Origin of the sequence: Streptomyces sp. V2I9 (genome assembly GCF_030817475.1) — a bacterium.
GTDB lineage: Bacteria > Actinomycetota > Actinomycetes > Streptomycetales > Streptomycetaceae > Streptomyces.
In genome coordinates this window covers 904,464-927,205 of record NZ_JAUSZJ010000002.1, presented here as the reverse complement: position 1 = coordinate 927,205, position 22,742 = coordinate 904,464, and the positions used below count along the sequence as shown (strand labels likewise).

General features: G+C 72.3%; 20 protein-coding genes and 2 pseudogenes. 14 read left to right on the top strand and 8 right to left on the bottom strand.

Annotated elements, in window-relative coordinates; genetic code table 11:
• Positions 1-15 precede the first annotated feature (15 nt).
• The 7 genes from QFZ71_RS04135 (at position 16) to QFZ71_RS04105 (ending at position 6,936) form a co-directional block, all read left to right on the top strand.
• On the top strand, positions 16-972 hold the full coding sequence (locus tag QFZ71_RS04135; protein WP_307666885.1) for a YafY family protein: 957 nt from the start codon (positions 16-18) through the stop codon (positions 970-972).
• A gap of 23 nt (positions 973-995) precedes the next feature.
• Positions 996-1,298: a hypothetical protein gene (locus QFZ71_RS04130; protein WP_307666884.1), complete on the top strand. Its 303-nt coding sequence runs from the start codon at positions 996-998 to the stop codon at positions 1,296-1,298.
• Positions 1,299-1,353: 55 nt separating this feature from the next.
• Positions 1,354-1,551: a hypothetical protein gene (locus QFZ71_RS04125; RefSeq protein WP_307666882.1), complete on the top strand. Its 198-nt coding sequence runs from the start codon at positions 1,354-1,356 to the stop codon at positions 1,549-1,551.
• A 221-nt stretch (positions 1,552-1,772) separates the two neighbouring features.
• Positions 1,773-2,069, top strand: a complete 297-nt coding sequence (gene tatA / locus QFZ71_RS04120; protein WP_307666881.1) for a Sec-independent protein translocase subunit TatA — start codon at positions 1,773-1,775, stop codon at positions 2,067-2,069.
• Between the two features lie 49 nt (positions 2,070-2,118).
• On the top strand, positions 2,119-3,087 hold the full coding sequence (tatC, locus tag QFZ71_RS04115) for a twin-arginine translocase subunit TatC (protein WP_307666880.1): 969 nt from the start codon (positions 2,119-2,121) through the stop codon (positions 3,085-3,087).
• Positions 3,088-3,105: 18 nt separating this feature from the next.
• Positions 3,106-3,999, top strand: coding sequence for a diacylglycerol kinase (locus QFZ71_RS04110; protein ID WP_307666879.1), 894 nt, complete (start codon positions 3,106-3,108; stop codon positions 3,997-3,999).
• Between the two features lie 81 nt (positions 4,000-4,080).
• Positions 4,081-6,936 carry an RNA helicase gene (locus tag QFZ71_RS04105; protein WP_307666878.1) on the top strand — a complete coding sequence of 952 codons (2,856 nt, stop codon included), beginning with the start codon at positions 4,081-4,083 and terminating at the stop codon, positions 6,934-6,936.
• A gap of 193 nt (positions 6,937-7,129) precedes the next feature.
• On the opposite strand, the gene QFZ71_RS04100 is transcribed toward QFZ71_RS04105, so the two are convergent.
• From QFZ71_RS04100 to QFZ71_RS04090, 3 genes are all read right to left on the bottom strand, one after another.
• Positions 7,130-7,567, bottom strand: coding sequence for an SPW repeat protein (locus QFZ71_RS04100; protein ID WP_307666877.1), 438 nt, complete (start codon positions 7,565-7,567; stop codon positions 7,130-7,132).
• 141 nt (positions 7,568-7,708) lie between these two features.
• The gene (locus tag QFZ71_RS04095) at positions 7,709-8,668 is read right to left on the bottom strand and encodes an ADP-ribosylglycohydrolase family protein (protein ID WP_307666876.1); all 960 of its coding nucleotides are present in this window, start codon (positions 8,666-8,668) and stop codon (positions 7,709-7,711) included.
• 112 nt (positions 8,669-8,780) lie between these two features.
• A complete protein-coding gene (locus QFZ71_RS04090; protein ID WP_307666875.1) occupies positions 8,781-9,428 on the bottom strand; it encodes a fasciclin domain-containing protein in 648 nt (215 codons plus the stop codon).
• Positions 9,429-9,842: 414 nt separating this feature from the next.
• Between QFZ71_RS04090 and QFZ71_RS04085 the strand changes: the two are divergent.
• From QFZ71_RS04085 to QFZ71_RS04065, 5 genes and pseudogenes are all read left to right on the top strand, one after another.
• Positions 9,843-10,816, top strand: a pseudogene (locus QFZ71_RS04085) (NAD(P)/FAD-dependent oxidoreductase).
• Positions 10,810-11,534 (top strand): annotated as a pseudogene (locus tag QFZ71_RS04080) (DUF1365 domain-containing protein). The pseudogenes QFZ71_RS04085 and QFZ71_RS04080 overlap by 7 nt, the downstream one beginning before the upstream one ends.
• Positions 11,531-12,796: a cyclopropane-fatty-acyl-phospholipid synthase family protein gene (locus QFZ71_RS04075; protein WP_307666874.1), complete on the top strand. Its 1,266-nt coding sequence runs from the start codon at positions 11,531-11,533 to the stop codon at positions 12,794-12,796. The pseudogene QFZ71_RS04080 and the gene QFZ71_RS04075 overlap by 4 nt, the downstream one beginning before the upstream one ends.
• A 342-nt stretch (positions 12,797-13,138) precedes the next feature.
• Positions 13,139-13,858: a class I SAM-dependent methyltransferase gene (locus tag QFZ71_RS04070; RefSeq protein WP_307666873.1), complete on the top strand. Its 720-nt coding sequence runs from the start codon at positions 13,139-13,141 to the stop codon at positions 13,856-13,858.
• Complete coding sequence (locus QFZ71_RS04065) at positions 13,855-14,655, top strand: DUF1295 domain-containing protein (protein WP_307666872.1); 801 nt, start codon at positions 13,855-13,857, stop codon at positions 14,653-14,655. The genes QFZ71_RS04070 and QFZ71_RS04065 overlap by 4 nt, the downstream gene beginning before the upstream one ends.
• A gap of 91 nt (positions 14,656-14,746) precedes the next feature.
• On the opposite strand, the gene QFZ71_RS04060 is transcribed toward QFZ71_RS04065, so the two are convergent.
• From QFZ71_RS04060 to QFZ71_RS04040, 5 genes are all read right to left on the bottom strand, one after another.
• Positions 14,747-16,114: a deoxyribodipyrimidine photo-lyase gene (locus QFZ71_RS04060; protein ID WP_307666871.1), complete on the bottom strand. Its 1,368-nt coding sequence runs from the start codon at positions 16,112-16,114 to the stop codon at positions 14,747-14,749.
• A 39-nt stretch (positions 16,115-16,153) separates the two neighbouring features.
• Positions 16,154-16,906 (bottom strand): anti-sigma factor, encoded by a 753-nt coding sequence (locus QFZ71_RS04055; protein WP_307666870.1) that lies wholly within the window; start codon positions 16,904-16,906, stop codon positions 16,154-16,156.
• Positions 16,903-17,487, bottom strand: a complete 585-nt coding sequence (locus QFZ71_RS04050; protein ID WP_307666869.1) for a sigma-70 family RNA polymerase sigma factor — start codon at positions 17,485-17,487, stop codon at positions 16,903-16,905. Before QFZ71_RS04050 ends, QFZ71_RS04055 begins: the two co-directional genes overlap by 4 nt.
• 247 nt (positions 17,488-17,734) lie before the next feature.
• Entirely contained in the window at positions 17,735-18,586 is an 852-nt protein-coding gene (locus QFZ71_RS04045) for a siderophore-interacting protein (protein WP_307666868.1), read from the bottom strand.
• Between the two features lie 53 nt (positions 18,587-18,639).
• Complete coding sequence (locus tag QFZ71_RS04040; protein ID WP_307671333.1) at positions 18,640-19,548, bottom strand: 5'-3' exonuclease; 909 nt, start codon at positions 19,546-19,548, stop codon at positions 18,640-18,642.
• Positions 19,549-19,869: 321 nt separating this feature from the next.
• Here QFZ71_RS04040 and QFZ71_RS04035 point away from each other — a divergent pair, with 321 nt between their 5' ends.
• Entirely contained in the window at positions 19,870-20,946 is a 1,077-nt protein-coding gene (locus QFZ71_RS04035; protein WP_307666867.1) for a glycine betaine/L-proline ABC transporter ATP-binding protein, read from the top strand.
• The gene (locus QFZ71_RS04030) at positions 20,939-22,738 is read left to right on the top strand and encodes an ABC transporter permease/substrate binding protein (protein ID WP_307666866.1); all 1,800 of its coding nucleotides are present in this window, start codon (positions 20,939-20,941) and stop codon (positions 22,736-22,738) included. The genes QFZ71_RS04035 and QFZ71_RS04030 overlap by 8 nt, the downstream gene beginning before the upstream one ends.
• The last annotated feature ends 4 nt before the right edge of the window (positions 22,739-22,742 follow it).

Genomic DNA, 22,742 nt, shown 5'->3' with positions numbered 1-22,742 from the left:
AGGGAGAACGGAACGATGGCCACGAACGCGATCGACCAGACCCGCAGGATGCTGTCCCTGGTGACGTATCTGCGCGAACGCCCCGGCGCCCACGTCCAGGACGTGGCACGGGCCTTCGGGATCACCGAGGACGAGCTGATCTCGGACCTCGACGTGCTGCCCATGTGCGGCACCAGCTTCCGCGGCGGCGACCTCCTCGACATCGACACCGACGGCGACCGGATCTGGTGGCACAACCCGGACGACGTCGCCGAACCGCTCCGGCTCGCCGCCGACGAGGCCACCGCGCTGCTCGTGGCCGCCCGCGCCGTCGCCACCCTGCCCGGCCTGCGCGAGAGCGACCGCCTCGCCCTCGTCCGTGCCACCGCCAAGCTGGAGACGGCCGCCGGGGAGTCCGGGGCCGCCAGCTCCCGGCTCTCGGTGACCTTCGAGGCGGAGGGCGGTGTCTTCGCCGACGTCGACCGCGCCATCTCCGAGCGCCGCCGGCTCTGGCTGCGCTACTACTCGCCCGCCCGCGACGAACTGACCGAGCGCGAGGTCGACCCGATCCGGCTCTTCGCCGTCGGCCACACCTACATGGAGGGCTGGTGCCGGCTCTCCGAGGCCCGCCGGACCTTCCGGCTGGACCGGGTCGCCGAGATCCGCATCCTCGACGCCCCCGCCGCCCCGCCCGAGCTGGAGCTGCGCGACCTGTCCGCCGGGCTCGTCCAGCCCGCCGCCGAGGACCCCGAGGTCGTGATCGAGGTCGGCACCGGCGGCCGCTGGGTCGCCGAGTACTACCCGCACGACTCCGCCGAGGAGCTCCCCGACGGCGGCCTGCGGATCATCCTGCGCACCCCGGACCCGGCCTCGCTGCGCCGGCTCGCCCTGCGCCTGGGCGGCGACGGCCGCATCGTCACCCCGCCGGAACTCGCCGACAGTGCCCGTGACGCCGCCCGCCAGGCGCTCGCCGCCTACGAGGACGCGGTCTGAGGGCGCGGGGAGGCGAGACGACGATGAACCGGACGTCCCCGTTCCCGACCGCCGCCACCGGGCTCCGCCCGGCGTCCCGGCCCGGCGAGGTCCCCGTACCGGTGACCGCCGTGCGCTTCCGGGCCGCCTGCCCCGACTGCCGCGCCCGCTTCGAGCTCGCCGCCGCGGCGCTGCGCCTGGCGATCGGCGCCACCAGCCGCACGACCTTCTACACCTTCACCTGCCCCGACTGCGGGGCCTGTGTCCGCAAGCCCGCCGGAGAGCGCATCATCGAACTGCTCACCGGCGGCGGGGTGCGGACCCTGCGTCTGCACACCGCCCTGTAGCGCCCGCCGCGGCACCTGCCCGCGGTCCGCAAGCCCGTAGGAAGAGGCACGCCGTATGTTCTGGCCCATGCTCGCCATCGCCCTCGGATTCCTGGGCGTCGCCGTCCTCGGCGTGCTCGGCGTCAAGGTCTTCGTGGAGGCCCGGCGCCTCGGCCGGCAGGTCTCGGCCACCACCGAGCGGATCAACCGGGCGTCGGAGGACCTCGAACAGGCCGCCACCCGGCTCGCGGCCACCGGCGACAGCCTGCGCTGACGGGCCCGCGGCCCCGGGCCGGCCGGGCGAGGGGGGTACTCTGCAGGGGTCGGCCCCGGCAGGGAGATGCGGGCCGCAAGCTGGAGTACGCACGGGCATTGCCTCGCGTTTACCCCTGCGGGTTACGATCGCTGGCAAGCGCAACGATCGGACGTATGCCCGGTCGAACGGGTAGCGAGCCCACCCCCAGCCCAGCCGCCTCAGTGAGAAGGAAGTCGCACATGATCGGCAATCTGAAGCCCCTCGAGATCGTTCTGATCATCGCTGTCATCCTGCTGCTCTTCGGTGCCAAGAAGCTCCCCGACATGGCGCGTTCGCTCGGCAAGTCGGCCCGCATCCTCAAGAGCGAGGCCAAGGCCATGAAGAAGGACGACGCGGCGACCGCGGCGCCCACCACGGAGACCGTCGAGGACACGGTCCCTCCGCAGGCCACCACCGCGCGCACCATCCAGGCCGCACCGGGCGACGTCACCAGCTCCCGCCCGGTCAACGAGGCCAAGCCCACCACCCAGAGCTGACCGCTGACGCGTTTCGCCGACAGCCGCCGCACGAGACGAGGGAAGTGGGTTGCTCAAGTCTGCCCGCAAGCAGGAGAAGAACGACGAGGGGCGGATGCCTCTCCTCGATCACCTGCGTGAGCTGCGTAACCGGCTGCTGAAGGCCGTGCTGGCGATCGTGATCGCCGTCATCGGGGCCGCCTTCTTCCACAAGGAGATCTTCGAGTTCCTGATGAAGCCGATCCTCGACTCGGTCGGCTGCAAGAACGGCGTCGAGACGATGGTCAACGGCCGCCCGTGCGCGGAGATGACCACCAACGGCCTGCTGTCGCCGTTCACCATCGCCCTGAAGGTGTCCCTCATGGCGGGTGTCCTCGTCGCCACGCCCGTCTGGCTGTACCAGCTCTGGGCCTTCGTCGCCCCCGGCCTCCACCAGAAGGAGAAGCGGTACTCCCTGGCCTTCGTGGCCGCGGGCGTCCCGCTGTTCACGGCGGGCGCCTACCTCGCGTACGCGATCCTGCCGCAGACGGCCGAGATCATGCTCGGCTTCACGCCGGACAATGTGACCAACCTCCTGCCGCTCGACGACTTCCTCGATCTGATCACCCGCATGGTGATCGTCTTCGGCCTCGCCTTCGAGCTGCCGCTCCTGCTCGTCGCCCTCAACATGACCGGGGTCCTCACCGGCACCCGGATGCTGCGCTGGTGGCGCGGCATGCTCGTCGGCCTCACCGCCTTCGCGGCCATCGCCACCCCCGGCGGCGAGCCCATCTCCATGCTGCTCCTCGCCGGCCCGCTCGCGGTCCTCTACTTCCTCGCCGTCGGCTTCTCCCTGCTGAACGACAAGCGCCGCAACCGCAACAACCCCGACGCCGAGCTCAGCGACGACGAGGCGGCTCCCCTCGACCTGACGCCCGAGCCCGTCGGCCGCGTGGAGAACGTCTCCCCCTCTTCCCGCCCCGCCCTTCCCGGACAGGCGTCCGGAGAGGCGGACGCCGCCGGACCGCACCGGCTGAACGGTTACGACGACATCACCTGACCTTGTAGGGTCCGGCGGGTGACCAGCGAGATCACCCTCTTCGTCAATCCCACCGCGGGGCGCGGCCGGGGCGCGCACGCCGCGCAGCCGGCCGCTTCCGCGTTGCGGGACGCCGGATTCTCCGTCCGTACGGTGCTGGGCGAGGACGCCGGCGACGCCCTGCGCCGGGCCCGTGAGGCGGTCGCCGCGGGGACCGGGGCGCTGATAGCCGTGGGCGGGGACGGGCTGGTGTCCCTCGCCCTCCAGGCCGTCGCCGGGACCGCGACCCCGCTCGGGATCGTCGCCGCCGGCAGCGGCAACGACTTCGCCCGCGCGCTGGGCCTGCCGATCCGCGATCCGGCCGCCGCCGGACGGCTGGCCGCGCGGGCGCTCAAGGGCGGCGGCCACCGCGAGATCGACCTCGGCCGGGTCGGGGAGCGCTGGTTCGGCACGGTCCTCGCCTCCGGCTTCGACTCCCGCGTCAACGACCGGGGCAACCGGATGCGCCTCGTCGGCGGCCGGTTCACGTACGACCTCGCGATCCTCGCCGAACTGGCCGCCTTCCGGCCGATCCCGTACCGGCTCCGGCTCGACGGGGGAGAGCCCACCGAGATCGAGGCCACCCTCATCGCGGTCGGCAACGGGAGCGCGTACGGCGGGGGCATGCGGATCTGTGCCGGCGCGGAGATGGACGACGGCCTCTTCGACGTGACCGTGGTGGGGCGGTGCACCCGCGCCACGCTGCTCAAGGTCTTTCCGAGGGTCTACCGGGGCACGCACCTGGACCATCCGGCCGTCACCGTGCACCGGGTCTCCTCCATCGAGCTGGCTGCCGCCGGGATCACGGCGTACGCGGACGGTGAACCGGTGGGTCCGCTGCCGCTCACCGCCACCTGCGTACTGGGCGCGGTGCGGGTGCTCACCGGAGGCTGACGGGGTCCGACGGGGTGGAGTGCCGAGGCGACATAAAGATCGGGCTGACTGTCGGAGGTGGCGGGTAGGCTCGTGGTCAAGATGACAGAGGACCTCTCACCAGCTGAGCGATACCAGGCTTCTCGCGAGCGTGCGGCCGAGATGGCGACGGCTCTCGGGCCGTTCCGCGAGATGTACGAGTTCGGTCTGGACCCGTTCCAGATCGAGGCATGCCAGGCCCTGGAGGCGGGCAAGGGGGTGCTGGTCGCGGCCCCCACCGGGTCGGGCAAGACGATCGTCGGCGAGTTCGCCGTGCACCTGGCCCTGGAACAGGGCCGCAAGTGCTTCTACACCACGCCGATCAAGGCGCTCTCCAACCAGAAGTTCGCCGATCTGGTCAAGCGGTACGGCGCGGACAAGGTCGGCCTCCTCACGGGCGACAACAGCGTCAACTCCGAGGCGCCCGTGGTCGTGATGACCACCGAGGTCCTGCGGAACATGCTGTACGCGGGCTCACCCTCGCTGTCCGGCCTCGGTTACGTGGTCATGGACGAGGTGCACTACCTCTCCGACCGGTTCCGGGGCGCGGTGTGGGAGGAAGTGATCATCCACCTCCCGGAGTCGGTGACGCTGGTATCCCTCTCGGCGACCGTCTCCAACGCGGAGGAGTTCGGCGACTGGCTGGACACCGTACGCGGCGACACCGAGGTGATCGTCTCCGAGCACCGGCCGGTGCCGCTCTGGCAGCACGTGATGGCCGGACGCCGGATGTACGACCTCTTCGAGGAGACGACCGACCACGGCGGCCGGGGCGCGGGGCGGCGCGAGGTCAACCCGGACCTGGTCCGGCTCGCCCGCCAGGAGAGCCAGAACGTCTACAACCCGCGCGACCGCCGCCGGGGCAAGATGGTGCGGGAGGCCGACCGCGAGCGCGAGCGGCGTCAGCGCGGCCGGATCTGGACGCCCGGCCGCCCCGAGGTCATCGAGCGGCTGGACAACGAGGGCCTGCTGCCCGCCATCACCTTCATCTTCAGCCGGGCGGGCTGCGAGGCCGCCGTCCAGCAGTGCCTGTACGCCGGCCTCCGGCTCAACGACGAGGACAACCGGCGGCTGGTTCGCGAGATCGTCGAGGAGCGGACGGCGTCCATCCCCGGCGAGGATCTGCACGTCCTGGGCTACTACGAGTGGCTGGAGGGACTGGAGCGGGGCATCGCCGCCCACCACGCGGGCATGCTGCCGACCTTCAAGGAGGTCGTCGAGGAGCTGTTCGTCCGGGGCCTGGTGAAGGCCGTCTTCGCCACCGAGACGCTGGCGCTCGGCATCAACATGCCCGCGCGTTCCGTGGTGCTGGAGAAGCTGGTCAAGTGGAACGGCGAGCAGCACGCCGACATCACCCCCGGCGAGTACACCCAGCTCACCGGCCGGGCCGGACGCCGCGGCATCGACGTCGAGGGCCACGCGGTGGTCCTGTGGCAGCGCGGCATGGACCCGACGGCACTGGCCGGCCTCGCGGGCACGCGGACGTATCCGCTGCGCTCCAGCTTCCGTCCCTCGTACAACATGGCGGTCAACCTGGTGCAGCAGTTCGGGCGGCACCGCTCGCGCGAGCTGCTGGAGACCTCGTTCGCCCAGTTCCAGGCGGACAAGTCCGTCGTCGGGATCTCCCGGCAGGTGCAGCGCAACGAGGAAGGGCTGGAGGGCTACAAGGAGGGCATGACCTGCCACCTCGGGGACTTCGAGGAGTACGCGCGCCTGCGGCGCGACCTCAAGGACCGCGAGACGGAGCTGGCCAAGCAGGGCGCGGCCCAGCGGAGGGCGGCCGCGGCCTCCTCGCTGGAGAAGCTGAAGCCCGGAGACGTCATCCACGTGCCGACGGGGAAGTTCGCGGGGCTGGCCCTGGTGCTGGACCCGGGTCTGCCCGCCGGGCGGGCCAACGGGCACCGCGGCTTCGACCACCACGACGGGCCGCGGCCGCTCGTGCTGACCGCCGAGCGGCAGGTCAAGCGGCTGGCTTCGATGGACTTCCCGGTGCCGGTGGAGGCGCTGGACCGGATGCGGGTTCCGAAGTCGTTCAACCCGCGATCGCCGCAGTCCCGGCGCGACCTCGCCTCGGCGCTGCGGACCAAGGCCGGGCACATCGTGCCCGACCGGCACCGCAAGGGGCGCGCGCCGGCCGCCGACGACCGCGAGATCGCCCGGCTGCGGACCGAGCTGCGCGCCCACCCCTGTCACGGGTGCGACGAGCGCGAGGACCATGCGCGGTGGGCCGAGCGCTATCACCGGTTGCAGCGGGACACCCGGCAGCTGGAGAAGCGGATCGAGGGGCGGACGAACACGATCGCCCGGACCTTCGACCGGATCGTCGCCCTCCTCACGGAGATGGACTACCTCCGGGGAGACGAGGTCACGGAGAACGGCCGGCGACTGGCCCGGCTCTACGGCGAATTGGACCTGCTCGCCAGCGAGTGCCTGCGGGACGGCGTGTGGGAGGGGCTCAACCCCGCCGAACTCGCCGCCTGCGTCTCGGCGTTGGTGTACGAGGCGCGGCAGTCCGACGACGCGGTCGCACCCAAGGTGCCGTCCGGTCCCGCCAAGGCCGCCCTGGGCGAAATGGTGCGGATCTGGGGGCGGCTGGACGCCCTGGAGGAGGACTTCAAGATCAACCAGGCGGAGGGGGTCGGGCAGCGCGAGCCCGATCTCGGCTTCGCCTGGGCGGTCTACATGTGGGCCTCCGGCCGGACGCTCGACGAGGTGCTGCGTGAGGCGGAGATGCCGGCGGGAGACTTCGTCCGGTGGTGCAAGCAGGTGATCGACGTGCTGGGGCAGGTGGCCGCCGCGGCACCGCGGGAGTCGGGGGCCGGGGCTGCCGGCGCCACGACCTCCAGCGTGGCGAAGAACGCCCGTAAGGCGGTGGACGCGGTGCTGCGGGGGGTCGTGGCGTACAGCTCGGTGGGGTGAGCGGCCGGGCGGGCGCGCCGGGTGCCTGCGGCGGACCTGTTTCCCGTCGCGCCCTCTCCCTCGGCCGGGGGCGCGCCCCCGGACCCCGCTCATCGCGCTCCCGAGAGGCTGGGGGCCGAGGTGCTCGGCCCCCAGCCCCCGATCCTCGAAGCCGGAGGGCCGGAGGGCCGGGGGTCCGCAGGGTGGGGCGCTGTCACGTCCTGCGGGTCCTGGCCGCCGCTCCCGCACAGACCATGCCCAGCAGCACGGTCAGTCCGCCGGCGATGATGTTGCTGATCACGATCCCGGTGTCCGGGCTGCTGCCCACCACCCAGGTCGACACGATGATCCACGCACCCATCGCGCAGATCGCCCAGCTCAGTCCGTACATGCGTTCCGGCATCACGGTGAAGCCGAGCGCCAGTACCGCGACCGCGATGCCCATCACCAGGTTGTGCGTGACCAGAGCCGGCTGGCTCGCCGTGAAGTGGAGCACCCACGGGGAGACGGCGCAGTAGAGGCCGACCAGGAAGACCGGCGCGTCCACCAGCGCCACATCACGACCGCCCATCACGCGGTCGTACCGCGCACGCATCTCGGAGGCGTCGGGGTGGCCCGACAGATCGCTCCTCGCGTGTGAGACGTTGCTCATGAGATCTCGTCCCCTTCGGTCCTGCGGGCCCCGCCGCCGTGGGGTTGATTGCGACGAGCACCCATACCTCCATCGTGCGCTTATCCGGTTCTTATGTGAATATTTCGGGCGATGCTGTTCGAGCGATCGACGCGTGCGTCCTCATACGGTCCGAGGGCCCTCTGCGTCGAGCCGTGCCGCCAGGGTGAGAAGGTCCGCCGTGTCCAGGCAGCGATCCGCGTAGCCGGGCAGCGGTACGTGCAGCAGCCCGGTCCACCGGGCCGGCACCGCTCCGATTCCGTACACGGCTCCCGCCAGGCCGCCCGTCACGGCCGCCACGGTGTCGGTGTCCCCGCCCACGTCCACCGCGCACGCCAACGCCCGCTCGAAGCTGTCGGTCGTGCGCAGCGCCCAGAGGGCCGTGCCGAGGCAGGGCCACACCGCGCCGTTGAACTCGGTCGCCAGGCCGGGGTGCCAGTCGTGGGCCAGCACCGCCGCCCAGCGGTCCCGGTGGTCGGCGTGCACCTCGGCCAGCGTTCCGGGGACGGCGGCGAGCGGATCGCCGCCCGCGAGCGCGACCCGGATCAGTTCGTGGAGGACCGCGGTGCCCTCCCGGGCCGCTCCGTCGCCGTGGGTCAGCGCAGCGATCCGGCGGGCCGCTTCCATCGTCGGCGTACGTCCGGCGCGCGCGAAGTACACCGCGGACGTGGAGGCCCGCATCAGCGAACCGTTGCCCGCCGCCCGCCCGTTGACCTGGAAATGCAGGCCCGCCGCCAGGTCCCACGGCGAGCCGTTCGTCAGCACGTCCTCGGTCTGCAGGCCGATGTCCTTGGGCTCGCCCGCCGCCCACCGCCGGAACCGGTCGAAGACGTCAGGCAGGTCCAGGCCGCCGCGCTCCAGCAGCGACTCCCCGACCAGCACGGCCATCTGGGTGTCGTCCGTCGCCTCGCCCGGATCCCAGCCACCGCCTCCGCACAGGGTCCCGACGCCGTCGGGGAAGCGGGTGGTGAAGACCCCGGAAGGGCCGAACTCGAACGGGGCGCCGAGCGCGTCCCCGGCAGCGGAGCCCACCACGGCTCCGGCTACGCGGTCGCCACGGTCCACGGGTGCGCGCTGCGTCATCCGGTCAGGCTAAGGGCTGGGGCGCACGGGACACGAGGACACGAGACATGAGGAGGGGCGGGGCCGCGGTGTTCCGCGGCCCCGCCCCTCCTCTACGGGCGTCCGGAGCGGGTCACTTCGGGGGCATCAGGACCGTGTCGACGATGTGGACCGTCGCGTTGGCGGTCGGGACATTACCGCAGACGACCTTCGAGGAGTCGTTCACGGTGTACTCCGTGCCCGAGCCCGCCGTCGTCAGGCTGCTCTTCTCCAGAGTGCCGAAGGAGCCCTTCTCCAACTGCTTCGGCGTCAGCTTCTCACCGACCACGTGGTAGGTGAGCACCTTGGTGAGCTCGGCCTTGTCCGCCAGCAGCGCGTCCAGGTCGGCCTGCGGGATCTTGGCGAAGGCGTCGTTCGTCGGGGCGAACACCGTGATGTTCTGCGCGTTGTTGAGCGTGTCCACCAGGCCGGCCTGCTTCACGGCGGCCACGAGCGTCGACAGCTCCTTGTTGTTCGACGCGGCCGTGGCGACCGGGTCCTGCGCCATGCCGTCGAACGAGCCCGCGCCTTCCTTCGGCACCGACGAACAGGCCGGGCCGAACGGCTTGTCCGTGGTCGTCGAGTCATCGGCCGGAGACTCCGCCGGCGTGGACGCGCTGGGCGTCGAACCCGCGGCCGAGTCCTTGGAGGAGTCGTCCGACGAGCAGGCGGCCAGGGCCAGCGGCAGCACGACGGTTGCGGACACGGCGAGCGCGGCGCGGCGGAAGAGGAGCGAGTTCATGGTGTTTCTCCTGAATCGAAGGGTGTCGAGGGCGTCGAGTGGATCGAGGGGACAAAGCGACAAAGAGGCACGTGAGGAGCCGGGGAACTGTCGAGCGCGCCGACTTCTCGGCGCTCGGCACTCGGCGCGTGGGGTGTCCCGTGGTCCGTCTCCCAGCCGCGGGAGACGGACCACCGTGCCGAGCGGGACCGCCGGGAGAGGCGTGCGCCGTTCGTCCGCGCGTCGTTCCGGTCTGTTCTCACGCAAGGGGTTCGGCGCCCGGCGGCCGCCGGATTGGCCGGATGCCTGCATTCACTCGTTCGGAGGTATGCCGAAGATCGACCAATCCCTCGGGGCGGCAGCCACGAATGGGCTCTCGAAGGAGTGCTCCCGCAGCGCTCCGACCCGTGGGGGACGACCGGAGGGAGCCGGGAGATGGCAGGGCGACGGCGGACGGCCGCGGTGGGGTCCGGGGTGGCGGGGCTGACCGCCGCGTACGTGCTCCGGGACGCGCACGACGTGACCCTGTACGAGGCGGACGACCGCGTCGGCGGTCACGCCCACACGCATGAACTGGACGCCTCCGACGGCCGGACGCACAGCGTCGACTCCGGCTTCATCGTGCACAACCGGCGTACCTATCCGCACCTGCTCCGGCTCTTCGACGAACTCGGCGTCGCCACCCAGGAGTCCGAGATGTCGATGTCGGTACGGTGCGAGGGGTGCGGCCTCGAATACGCCGGGGCGCGCGGTCCGTCCGGACTCTTCGCGCAGCCGCGCTCCGCCCTGCGCGGCCCCTACCTGCGGATGCTCGCCGACGTGCCGCGCTTCCACCGCGCGGCCCGAGCCATCCTCGCGCTGCCGGAGAGCGGCGCACAGGAGATGACGCTGGGGGAGTTCGCCCGGCGGGGCCGGTTCTCGCCCTACTTCCGCGCCCACTTCCTGACGCCCGTCGTCTCCGCCGTCTGGTCCTGCGACCCGGTCAGCGCGCTGAGTTACCCGGCCCGCTACCTCTTCCGGTTCCTCGACCACCACGGGATGCTCTCGATCGGCGGCTCGCCGGTCTGGCGCACCGTGACCGGCGGCTTCCGCGCGTACGTCGGCCTCGTCGTCGAGCGGCTCGCCGCCGTGCACACCACGACGCCGGTGCGCGCCGTCGCCCGGCACGCGGACGGCGTCGAGATCACCACGGAGGACGGCACGACGGCCTCGTACGACTCCGTCGTCAGCCAGCATGGTCTACGAACACCCCGTCTACACCCCTGAATCCGTCGCTGCCCAGGCCCCGGCTGCCCGCTCTCTCCGGCCCGGTCACCGCCTACGCCGGGGCGTACCACGGCTGGGGGTTCCACGAGGACGGCTGCCGTTCGGGGGCCGAGGCCGCCGCCGCCCTGGGGGTGGCCTGGTGAACGCCCTCTACCCGTGCACCATCACGCACGTACGGAACCGGCCCACGGCGTACGCGTTCCGGCACCGGACCTACCTGTGGCTGATCGACCCCGACCGGCCGCCCCGGCCGCCCCGCGCCCTGCGGCCGCTGGCCCGGTTCGAGCCCCGCGACCACTTCGGCGGCACCGCGCCCACCATCCGCGCCGGGCTCGAACGCTTCCTGCGCGCCCGAGGCGTCGAACTCGGCGACGGCACCGTCACCATGCTCACCCAGGCGCGGGTGTTCGGGCACGTCTCAACCCGATCACCGTCTACTGGTGCCACCGCCCCGACGGCAGCCCCCTCTGCGTCGTCGCCGAGGTGCACAACACGTACGGCGGGCGCCACGGCTACCTGCTCCACCCCGACGGGGACGGCCGGGCGGTGACCGGCAAGAAGTTCTACGTCTCGCCGTTCTTCCCCGTGGACGGCGGCTACCGGATGCGGCTGCCCGAGCCGGGGCCCCGGCTCGACCTGACGGTTCATCTGGAGCGCGAAGGGGGCCGCCCGTTCACCGCGACCGTGCGGGGCGCGCGCCGCCCCGCCACCCCGCGCGAACTGCTGCGGCTCGCCCTGCGCCACCCGCTGTCCCCCCTCGTCGTCTCCGCCGCGATCCGCCTGCACGGCATCCGGCTTCATCTGCGCGGGCTCCCCGTGCGCCCCCGACCCCCGCACCGCACCCAGGAAGGCATGCAGTGACCGCTCCCACCCCGGCGCTGTCGGCAGACCACACCTCCGGCACCGATCCGGAACGCTGGCCCGACGTCGCCATCCCGCCCCGCGTCTCCCGCGCCCGGACCGCCGTCGCGGAACGCATCGTGCGCCGCGCCCTCGGCAGCTTCCCGCTGCGCGCCCGGCTCGCGGGCCGCGAGGACATCGGACTCGGCGGGCCGCTCATGGACATCCGCGACCCCGACGCCTTCTTCCGGCGGATCGGCGCGAGCGGGCTCATCGGCTTCGGCGAGTCCTACCTGGCCGGCGAGTGGGACGCGCCCGACCTCGTCGGCGTCCTGACCGTGCTCGCCGGCCACGCGGCCGACCTCGTCCCCCGGCCCCTGCAACGGCTGCGCGGCGCCTGGGCGCTGCGCAGGCCCGCAGCGCAGCTCAACACCCCCGACGGCTCCCGGAACAACATCAGCCACCACTACGACCTGTCCAACGACCTGTTCGCCCTCTTCCTCGACGAGACGCTGTCCTACTCCTCCGCCGTCTTCCGCGGCTTCCCGGCCGAACACGACCTGCTGCCCGCCGCCCAGCACCGCAAGATCGACCGGCTGCTGGACGCCGCCGGGGTCACCGAGGGCACCCGCCTCCTGGAGATCGGCACCGGCTGGGGCGAACTGGCCGTCCGTGCGGCCGCGCGCGGCGCCCGCGTCGTCACTGTCACCCTCTCCGCCGAGCAGCGCGACCTGGCCCGTGTCCGCATCCGCGAGGCCGGGTTCGAGGACCGCGTGGAAGTGCGGCTGAGCGACTACCGGCAGGTCACCGGCGCCTACGACGCCATCGTCAGCGTCGAGATGATCGAGGCGGTCGGCGAGGAGTTCTGGCCCGTCTACTTCCACACCCTGGACCGTCTGCTCGCCCCCGGCGGCCGGGTCGCCCTCCAGACCATCACCATGCCCGACGACCGGCTGCGCGCCAGCCGCTCCACGTACACCTGGATACAGAAGTACATCTTCCCCGGTGGACTGCTGCCCTCCACCGAGGCCGTCGAGCGGATCACCGCCGCCCACACCGGCCTGCGCACCACCCGGCGCATCCGGTTCGGCGCGCACTACGCCGAGACGCTCCGGCTGTGGCGCGAGCGGTTCACCGAGCGTGCGGCCGAGGTCGACGCCCTCGGCTTCGACGCCGTCTTCCGCCGGATGTGGACCTTCTACCTCGCCTACTCCGAAGCGGGCTTCCGCTCCGGCTACCTCGATGTGCGGCAACTGCTCCTGACCCGTGAGGAGACCGCGTGAGCACCACCGCGACCAAGCCCTCCGCCCGGTGCACTCCGACCGGGGCGGCCCAGCGCGTCGCACCGATGATCGAACGGTTCCTCGGCGGGGGACTGCCGGTCCGGCTGCGGATGTGGGACGGCAGCGAGACCGGGCCGCGCGACGCCCCCACGGTCCATGTGCGGACCCGCAGGGCGCTGCGCCGCCTGCTGTGGCAGCCGGGCGAACTCGGCCTGGCCGAGGCGTACATCACGGGCGACATCGACCTCGACGCCGACCTCGCCGACGGGCTGCGCGCCCTGCGCCGCGCCGTGCGCGAACGGGGCCTGACCGCACCCGCCCCCACCCTCGCGGACCGGGTCGGTGCGGCCGGGCTCCCGGCTGCTGGACATCGGATGCGGCTGGGGTTACCTGAGCCTGTACGCGGCCGAGCGCCACGGCGTCCACGTCACCGCCGTCACCCTCGCCGCCGAGCAGGCCGCGTACGTGCGGGAGCAGGTCGCGGGCCGGGGTCTCGGCGATCTCGTCGAGGTGCTGCACGCCGACTACCGGGACATCGGGGGGAGCGTACGACGCCGTGTCCACCGTCGAGATGGGCGAGCACGTGGGGGACGCCGAGTACCCGGCGTTACCGCGATCCTGCACGACGCGCTGCGGCCGAGGGGCCGGGCCCTGGTCCAGCAGATGTCCCGAGGGGCGAACGCACCGGGCGGCGGCGCGTTCATCGAGTCCTACATCGCCCCCGATATGCACATGCGGCCGCTCGGCGAGACCGTCTCCCTGCTGGAGGGGGCCGGGCTCGAAGTGCGGGACGTCGAGTCGCTGCGCGAGCACTACGTACGGACCGTGGAGGCGTGGCGGCGCACGCTGGAGGAGCGATGGGCGGAGTTCGTCGCGCGGGTGGGGGAGGAGACCGCTCGGGTGTGGCGGCTCTACCTCGCCGGCGGCGCGCTCGCGTTCGAGGAGCGCCGGATGGGCGTCGATCAGATCCTCTCCGTACGGCCGGACGCGGTCGGCTCCGCGGCGATGCCCGCCACCCGGCGCGGTTGGTACGCCCCGGCGGACCCGGGGGAGGAGCGATGAGCGGCTTCGCCTGGTCCGCGTTCACGAGCGGGCTGGCGGGCGCGGCCGCCGCCCTCGCCGTCATGCTCGTCACCTTCGTGATCGCCCTGAGGAAGGGCGTCCACCGGATCGTCGACGTCGCCTGGGGCATCGGGTTCGCCGCCGTCGCCCTGGTGTCGTACGTCCTCTCGTCCGGCACCGGCGACGACGGCCGACGGCTGCTGGTCACCGCGCTCACCGTGATCTGGGGGCTGCGCCTCTCGGTCCACATCGGACGGCGGGGGAGGGGGCACGGGGAGGACCCGCGCTACGCGAAGATGCTGGCCAAGGCCCCCGGCCGCCCCCAGCTGTACGCCCTGCGCAAGGTGTACCTCCTCCAGGGCGCACTGGTCTGGCTCGTCTCGCTCCCGGTGCAGACCGCGCAGTACCTCACCGCGCCGCTCGCGTGGTGGGCCCTGGCGGGGGCGCTGCTGTGGGCGGTCGGGCTCGCCTTCGAGGCGATCGGGGACGCCCAGCTCGCCCGGTTCAAGGCCGACCCCGCGAACCAGGGGAAGATCATGGACCGGGGGCTGTGGTCCTGGACCCGCCATCCGAACTACTTCGGGGACTTCTGCGTCTGGTGGGGCCTCTTCCTCTTCGTCTGCCAGTCGCCCGCCGCCGCGGCCGCGACCGTCGTCGCCCCGCTGGTGATGAGCTTCCTGCTCACCAAGGGCAGCGGGGCGGCCCTGCTGGAGCGCCACATGGCGCACCGGCCCGGATTCGCCGCGTACCGCGCCCGGACGAGCGGCTTCTTCCCCCGGCCGCCCCGCCGGAGCTGAGCACGGCGACCAGGGCGCCGGAGCCGCGCACACCGAAGGGGCCCGTTCCACGGCCGGCCGTGGAACGGGCCCCTTCACCGGTGCCGTACGGTCAGTCCAGGCCGCGGGCGCGTTCGAAGCGGGCCCGCGCCTCGGCCAGGTCCACCAGCGGGTCGGGGTAGTCGAGGCCCGCCCGGTCCAGCCCCTCCGCCTTCCAGGGCTCGTGGACCGCGGCCCCCTCCAGCTCCGCCAGCTCCGGGACCCACCGCCGTACGTACTCGCCGCGGGGGTCGAAGCGCTTGCCCTGGATCACCGGGTTGAGCACCCGGTTGGGGCGGGTGTCCGTGCCGGTGCCCGCCACCCACTGCCAGTTGAGCTGATTGTTCGCCAGATCTCCGTCGACCAGCAGGTCCAGGAAGTGCCGGGCGCCCACCCGCCAGTCCACGTACAGCGTCTTGGTGAGGAAGCTCGCCGCCAGCATCCGGGCCCGGTTGTGCATCCAGCCCTCGTGCGCGAGCTGCCGCATCGCCGCGTCCACCGGCGGGTAGCCCGTCCGCCCGGACTTCCAGGCGTCGATCTCGTCCGGGTCGGAGCGCCAGCGGTCGTGACGCGGCCGGTAGTCGGACCAGGAGGCGTCCGGGCGGGCCGCGAGGACCTGGTGGTGGAAGTCGCGCCAGGCCAGCTGCCGGACGAATGCCTCGCCGCCGGGGCCGCCCTTCTCCCGTGCGCGGGCGGCCAGTTCGGCGGCGGAGACCGTACCGAAGTGCAGGTGGGGGGAGAGCCGGGAGGTCGCGTCGCCCGCCAGGTCGTCGTGGCCGTCCTCGTAGTCGGCCATCGGCCCGTTCACCCAGGACGTCACCAGCTCGCGGCCCGCGGTCTCGCCGCCTCGGGCCAGACCGGGGGAGAGACCCTTGAGCGCGTCCCGGTCCGGCAGCGCGTCACCGGACACGCCGTCCGGCACCCGGACCGTGCGGGGAGCGGCCAGGGTGCCCCGTACTCCCTCCGCCTCCCAGCGGCGGAAGTACGGGGTGAACACCGCGAAGTGGTCCTTGCCGCCCGACGGGACCACCCGGCCCGGTGCGAGCGCGGTGATCACCGCGTCATGGACGCGCAGGTCGCAGCCGGTGCCCTCCAGGGCCTCCCGGACGCGCTCCTCGCGTCGTGACGCGTACCCGCTGACCCCGGCGGCGATGTGCACGGACGCGGCCCCGGTCCGCTCGACGACCCGCCTCACCTCACGGGCGCTGTCGCCTCGGCGGACGATCAGCCTGCCGCCCCGCTCCCGGAGTCCGGCGTCCAGGTCCGCCAGGCAGTCGGCCAGGAACGCCAGCCGGTTGGGCGCGTCGAATCCGGCGCGGTGGACGGCGTCGTCCCGGACGAACAGCGGGACGACCTCGTCGGCGTCCCGCAGGGCGGCACACAGCACCGGGTTGTCGTGCAGACGCAGATCGGAGGTGAACAGCACCACCGCGACACTCATGGAACACCGGCTCCCTTGTGTTGTTACGTGGTCGAGCGGTCAGGCGGTCGGGAAGTCCATCAGCGCCACCGGCGACGAGGTCGGCTCGGCGGACCCCCCGGCGGGTTCGACGGTGATGCCCATCCCGGACGCCCGGTCCACCGGCCCGTCCAGCAGGATGGCGTCGTCGCTCGCCTTCGGGTCCATCAGACCGGCCGAACGCATGGTGCCGGCGTCGTTGAACCAGAGCTGGTAGACCTTGCCGCTCGGCGGCCTTTCCATGCCCGACGCCAGGAACACCGCCCGATCGAGGCCCCGCGAGACCACGACGGTGCCGTGCGCGCCGCCGGTCAGTTCGCCCGACGACGTCTTCGCGTCCGGGGCGGAGAGCACGCGGGCCAGCGCCTCGTTCTGCCGCTGTGCCCGGTCCGCCTCCCGCCGGGCGTCCTGCGCCACCTGGTTCTGCCAGACCGCGACCCCGCCGAACGCGGCGGCCGCCGCGACACAGGCGGCGAGCGCGTAGGCGTACCACCGTCCGGTGCGCCCGCCCCCGCCGGACCGTTCCGGCCTGCCGCGCGCCGGCGCCTCCTGGCGTACGGTCCTGATCTCCCGGAGCACCCGTCCGCGCAGCTCGGGCGACGGGGTCCCGGCGACGGCGAGGCCGAGCCGGGCGGCGGTGGCCGACAACTCCCGTACCTCCTGCGTGCACGCCTCGCAGTCCGCCAGATGGCGTTCGAACGCCAGCAGTTCGGAGTCCGGCAGCGCGTGCAGGGCGTAGGCCCCGGTCAGCGTGTGCAGTTCGGCCGTGTTCATGCGCTCACCCCCAGGCAGTCCCGCAGCCGGATGAGTCCGTCGCGGAGCCGTGTCTTGATGGTTCCCAACGGCACGGAGAGGAGTTCGGAGACCTCACGGTAGGTCAGGCCCCGGTAGTAGGCGAGCGTCACCGACTCCCGCTGCAACTCGGACAGGGTGCGCAGGCAGCGCCGTACCTGTTCTCTCTCCAGCCGGGTCTCGACCTGCTCGGACACCTCGTCGAAGGCGGGCGTCCGCTCCAGCAGCGCGGCCTTGTGCTCCCGTGCCGCGGCCGCCTCGGCCGAACGGACCCGGTCGACGGCCCGGTGGTGGGCCAGTGTGAGCACCCAGTTCATCGCGCTGCCCCGCGCGGGCTGATAGCGCGGTGCGGTGCGCCACACCTCCACCAGCACCTCCTGCGCCACCTCCTCCGACTGGGCCGGATCGCGGAGCACACTGCGCACGAGGCCGAGCACGGGCCCGCTCACCGCGTCGTACACCGCGCCGAACGCCTCCGGGTCGCCCCGCGCGACCCGCCCCAGGAGTTCCTGGAGATCGGGACCCGGCGAGGGCACCCCACTGATGTGTACGGCTTCCTTCACGCGGGTTTCCTCCCTGGGACCATCGTGGCTTCCGGCAGTGGTTCGGAGCCGGCGGCCGTACGGATTGGTCGGATTCCGCGATCTTTCCGGACCGGGCGCGCGGACGCGCGCCCGGTCCGCCGGACGGTGCGCCACGCCGCCCGACCGGAGGGGCGCCCGGACACGTTCCCACGCGCGGACCCCGCCCGCCGCGAGGTGCGGCGGACGGGGTCCGGGGTGCCGAGCCGGGCAGGTCGGCGGGCAAGTGCTACGCGGCGCCCGTGCCGCTCTCCTGCTCGCGCTCCACCTGCTCGTTCCACTCGCGCTTGACGGCGCGCCAGGCGTCGTCGTTCTGGCCGAGACGCCAGTAGCCGGAGATCGACAACTGGGCCAGCGGGATCTGCCGCTCCACCCGCAGGTGGCGGCGGATCTCCTTCACGAAGCCCGCCTCCCCGTGCACGAACGCCTGGACACGGCCCCCGGGGAAGTCCAGCCCCTTCACGGCGGCCGTCAGCAGCTCGCCGACGGGGCGGCCGCCTCGGTGCAGCCAGCTCACGGCCACCCCGTCCGGCGTCACGATCTTCTGCTCCTCCGAGGCGTCCGCCACCTCGACGAAGGCATGCACCAGCGCGCCCGCGGGCATCTGCTCCAGCGCCGCCGCGATCGCCGGCAGCGCGCTCTCGTCGCCGGCCAGCAGGTGCCAGTCCGCCGACGCGTCCGGCCCGTAACCACCGCCGGGACCGAGGAAGGTCACCTGCTCGCCCACCCGCGCCCGCTGAGCCCACGGCCCCGCGAGGCCCTCGTCACCGTGCACGACGAAGTCGACGGCCATCTCACGGGCGGCCGGGTCCCATGAACGCACCGTGTACGTCCGCGTGGTGGGCCACAGCTCGCGCGGGTTGCTCTCCCGGATCGCGGCCATGTCGAACGGGTGGGCGTAGTCCGCGCCCTCCGGTGCGAAGCACAGCTTGATGTAATGGTCGGTGAAACCGGAGAGGGCGAAGTCGGCGAGACCCTCGCCGCCGAGCACCACCCGCACCATGTGCGGGGTGATCTGCTCGGTGCGCACGACCTGCGCCCCCCGGGCCTTGGGTCCCTGCCGGGCCGGCCGCTCTGCCACGAGATGCTCCCTGGTTCGATTACTTAGGTAAACCTAAGCTAGCACCTCGGAGCTCACCGCTGAAGGGCGGTCAGGAGCCGCGATACCGCCCCGCCCAGCCCCCACTGCTCCGCCAGCGCCTCCAGAGCGGCCGGATCGTGCGGCTCGTGCGGCAGCGCCGGGTCGAAATCGGGCAGCGGGACGTCGTCGGCCACCCGGACCACCTTCGGCGCGACGGCCACGTAGGCGCGCGACTCGTCCAGGCGCTTGCGCTGCGACGGCGTCAGCTTCGCCTTCGGATCGTCCACCGCCGCCATGATCCCGTCGAGGTCGCCGTACGCGTCCAGCAGCTTCGCCGCCGTCTTCTCGCCGATGCCGGGAACGCCCGGCAGGCCGTCGCTCGGGTCGCCGCGCAGGAGCGCCAGATCCACGTACCCCGCGCCGTCCACGCCGTACTTCGCGCGCAGCCACGCCTCGTCGGTCGTCTGGAGGGTGCCCACGCCCTTGAGCGGGTAGAGCACGCGCACCTGCCGGGCGTCGTCGACCAGCTGGTACAGGTCGCGGTCGCCGGTGACGATGTCCACCGGCCCGGTCGCCCGCGCCGTGAGGGTGCCGATGACGTCGTCCGCCTCGTACGGGGTGGCGCCGATCCGGGCGATCCCGAAGGCCGCCAGCACGTCCTCGATGATCGGGACCTGAGGGGAGAGCGTGTCGGGGACCTCCTCCTCGTCCGTCTGTCCGGCGGGCGTCTCCTCGGCGACCCGGTGCGCCTTGTACGTCGGAATCAGGTCGACCCGCCACTGGGGGCGCCAGTCGTTGTCCCAGCAGGCGACCAGGTCGTCCGGCCGGTGGTCCTGCACCAGCCGGCCGATGAAGTCGAGGAGGCCGCGCACGGCGTTCACCGGCGTCCCGTCCGGCGCGCGCACCGAGTCGGGCACCCCGAAGTAGGCGCGGAAGTACAGGGAGGCGGTATCGAGGAGCATCAGGCGTCGCGTCACGGCCCCGATCATGCCGCACCCCGCCGACAGTCGCGTTCGGTAACCGCTTACCACCGCTTCGTGGCCGATGGGTGAGCTGGGTCACTGTCCTGTTTGAGCCGTGTAAGTGCGGGCAGCCGCGCCATCGGAGCGAACCACGTCGCATTTCCCACCGGCGCATGTGCCACGCGGACGGAATCCGCATCGCTCCACGGTCTGCCGGAGGGGGGTGGCAGACCGTTTTTCGGTTCAACGCGTGAGGTGTATGTGTCCAGGCTGCAAGCCGAGCACTTGTACAAAGTGTTCGGCAGACGACCCGATGAAGCCGTGCGGAAGCTCGAAAGCGGCTCCGGCCGCGACGAGCTGCGCGCCGACGGAACGACGGCAGCGGTGATCGACGCGTCGTTCACCGTGGAGCCGGGGCAGATCTTCGTCGTCATGGGGTTGTCCGGCTCCGGCAAGTCCACCCTGCTGCGGATGCTCAACGGCCTGCTGGAGCCCACGGCGGGCCGGGTCCTCTTCGACGGTCAGGACCTGACCGCCCTGAGCCCCCGCGACCTGCGGCACGTCCGCTCCACCAGGATCAGCATGGTGTTCCAGCACTTCGCGCTCTTCCCCCACCGGAGCGTCCTGGAGAACGCCGCGTACGGCCTGGAGGTCCAGGGCGTCCCGCGCGAGGAGCGCGAGGTGCGCGCCGCCGAGGCGCTGCGGCTCACCGGCCTCGAAGGCTGGGAGAGCTCCTGGCCCGACGAACTGTCCGGCGGCATGCAGCAGCGCGTGGGTCTCGCCCGCGCCCTGGCCACTGACGCCGACCTGCTGCTCATGGACGAGTCCTTCAGCGCGCTCGACCCGCTGATCCGCCGCGACATGCAGGACCAGCTCCTGGAGCTCCAGAAGCGCCTGAAGAAGACCATCGTCTTCATCACCCACGACCTCAACGAGGCCATGCGCCTCGGCGACCGCATCGCCGTGATGCGCGACGGCGAGATCGTCCAGCTCGGTACCGCCGAGGACATCCTCGTCACCCCGGCCAACGACTACGTCGCCTCCTTCACCCGGGACGTCGACCGCTCGCGGGTGCTCACCGCGAGCGCGATCATGGCCGAGCCGCACACCGTCATGGGCACCAGGGCGGCGGACGGCACGGAGCTGCGCACCCCGCAGGACGTCCTCGCCGCGGCCCCCGCCGCGGTCCCGGAGTCCACGCCGATCATCGACCTGTTCACACCCTGCGCGCAGAGCGGGAACCCGGTTGCCGTGACCGACGCCAAGGGCAAGCTCGTCGGCGTCGTCCCCGGCTCCCGGCTGCTCGCCGTCCTCGGCGAGCCCATGACCCCGGCGGAGGCGCCGCGGACCGGCACGACCGCGGCGGCGGCCGGCCTGAAGAAGGTGGCCGGTGTTTAGGCTCCCCCTCGGTGAGTGGATCGACTCCGCGGTCGACTGGCTGCAGACCCACCTCGCCTGGCTCTTCGACGCCATCAGCTCCCTCGTCAGCGGCATGTTCGACGGCATGGCCGCCGTCCTGTCCGCCCCCGCGCCGCTGATCTTCGCGGGCATCGTCGCCGTCATCGCCTGGTGGCTGCGCGGCCTGCCCGCGGCCCTGTTCACGTTCGCCGGATTCGCCCTCATCGACTCCGTCGAGCTGTGGGACGAGGCGATGGACACCCTCACGCTGGTGCTCGTGGCGACCCTCGTCACCCTGGTCATCGCCGTACCGCTCGGCATCTGGGCCTCCCGCTCCAAGGCCGTCAGCGCCGTGATCCGGCCGGTGCTGGACTTCATGCAGACCATGCCCGCCATGGTCTACCTGATCCCCGGCGTCATCTTCTTCGGCGTCGGCGTGGTCCCCGGCATCATCGCCACGATCATCTTCGCCCTGCCCCCCGGCGTCCGGATGACCGAACTCGGCATCCGCCAGGTCGACGGCGAACTCGTCGAGGCCGCCGAGGCGTTCGGCACCACCTCGCGCAACACCCTGCTGCGCGTCCAGCTGCCTCTCGCCCTGCCCACGATCATGGCCGGAATCAACCAGGTCATCATGCTCGGCCTCTCCATGGTCGTCATCGCGGGCATGGTGGGCGGCGGCGGCCTCGGCGGCTCCGTCTACCGCGCCATCGGCAACGTCGACGTCGGCCTCGGCTTCGAGGCGGGCATCTCCATCGTCATCCTCGCCATGTACCTGGACCGGATGACCGGTGCGCTCGGCACCGTGGTCTCCCCGCTCGGCCGCCGCGCGGTCGCCAAGACCCGCGCGGCTGCCGAGGGCTGGAAGATCTGGACCTACCGCCCGCAGCCCGTGGCCGCGGTCGCCGCCGTCGTCGCCCTCGCCCTCGTGGCCGGCGGCATGAGCTTCCTCGGCGGCTCCAAGGACTCCACCGCCGCCGGTGAGGACGCGAAGACCGGTGACGGCAGGAAGATCTCCATCGGCTACATCCCGTGGGACGAGGGCATCGCCTCCACCTTCCTCTGGAAGGAGATGCTGGAGCGGCGCGGCTTCGAGGTCGACGTCCAGCAGTACGAGGCGGGCGCGCTGTACACCGGCATGGCCAACGGCCAGATCGACTTCCAGACCGACTCCTGGCTGCCCGTCACCCACGCCAGCTACTGGAAGAAGTACCGGGACCGCCTGGAGGACCTGGGCTCGTGGTACGGACCCACCTCGCTGGAGTTGGCCGTCCCGGCGTACATGAAGGACGTCCGGTCCATGGAGGACCTGAAGGGCCGGGCCTCCGCGTTCAAGGGCCGGATCGTCGGCATCGAGCCGAGCGCCGGTGAGATGGGCCTGCTCAAGGACAAGCTCCTGCCGGGCTACGGCCTCGACGAGGAGTACAAGCTCATCGACGGCTCCACGCCGTCGATGCTGGCCGAGCTGAAGCGCGCGTACGCCAAGAAGGAACCGATCGTCGTTCCGCTCTGGTCGCCGCACTGGGCGTACAACCAGTACGACCTCACCAAGCTCGAGGACCCCAAGAACCTCTGGGGCAAGGGCGACGGCATCCACACCCTGGCACGCAAGGGCTTCTCGAAGGAGAACCCCGAGGTCGCCCGGTGGCTCAAGAGCTTCGAGCTGACCGAGGACCAGCTCACCAGCCTCGAAGCCGAGATCCAGAAGACCGGTTCCGGCAAGGAGCAGGAGGCCGTCCGCACCTGGCTCGGGGACCATCCGGGCGTGGCGGACGCCATGGCGCCCCAGTAGGGCG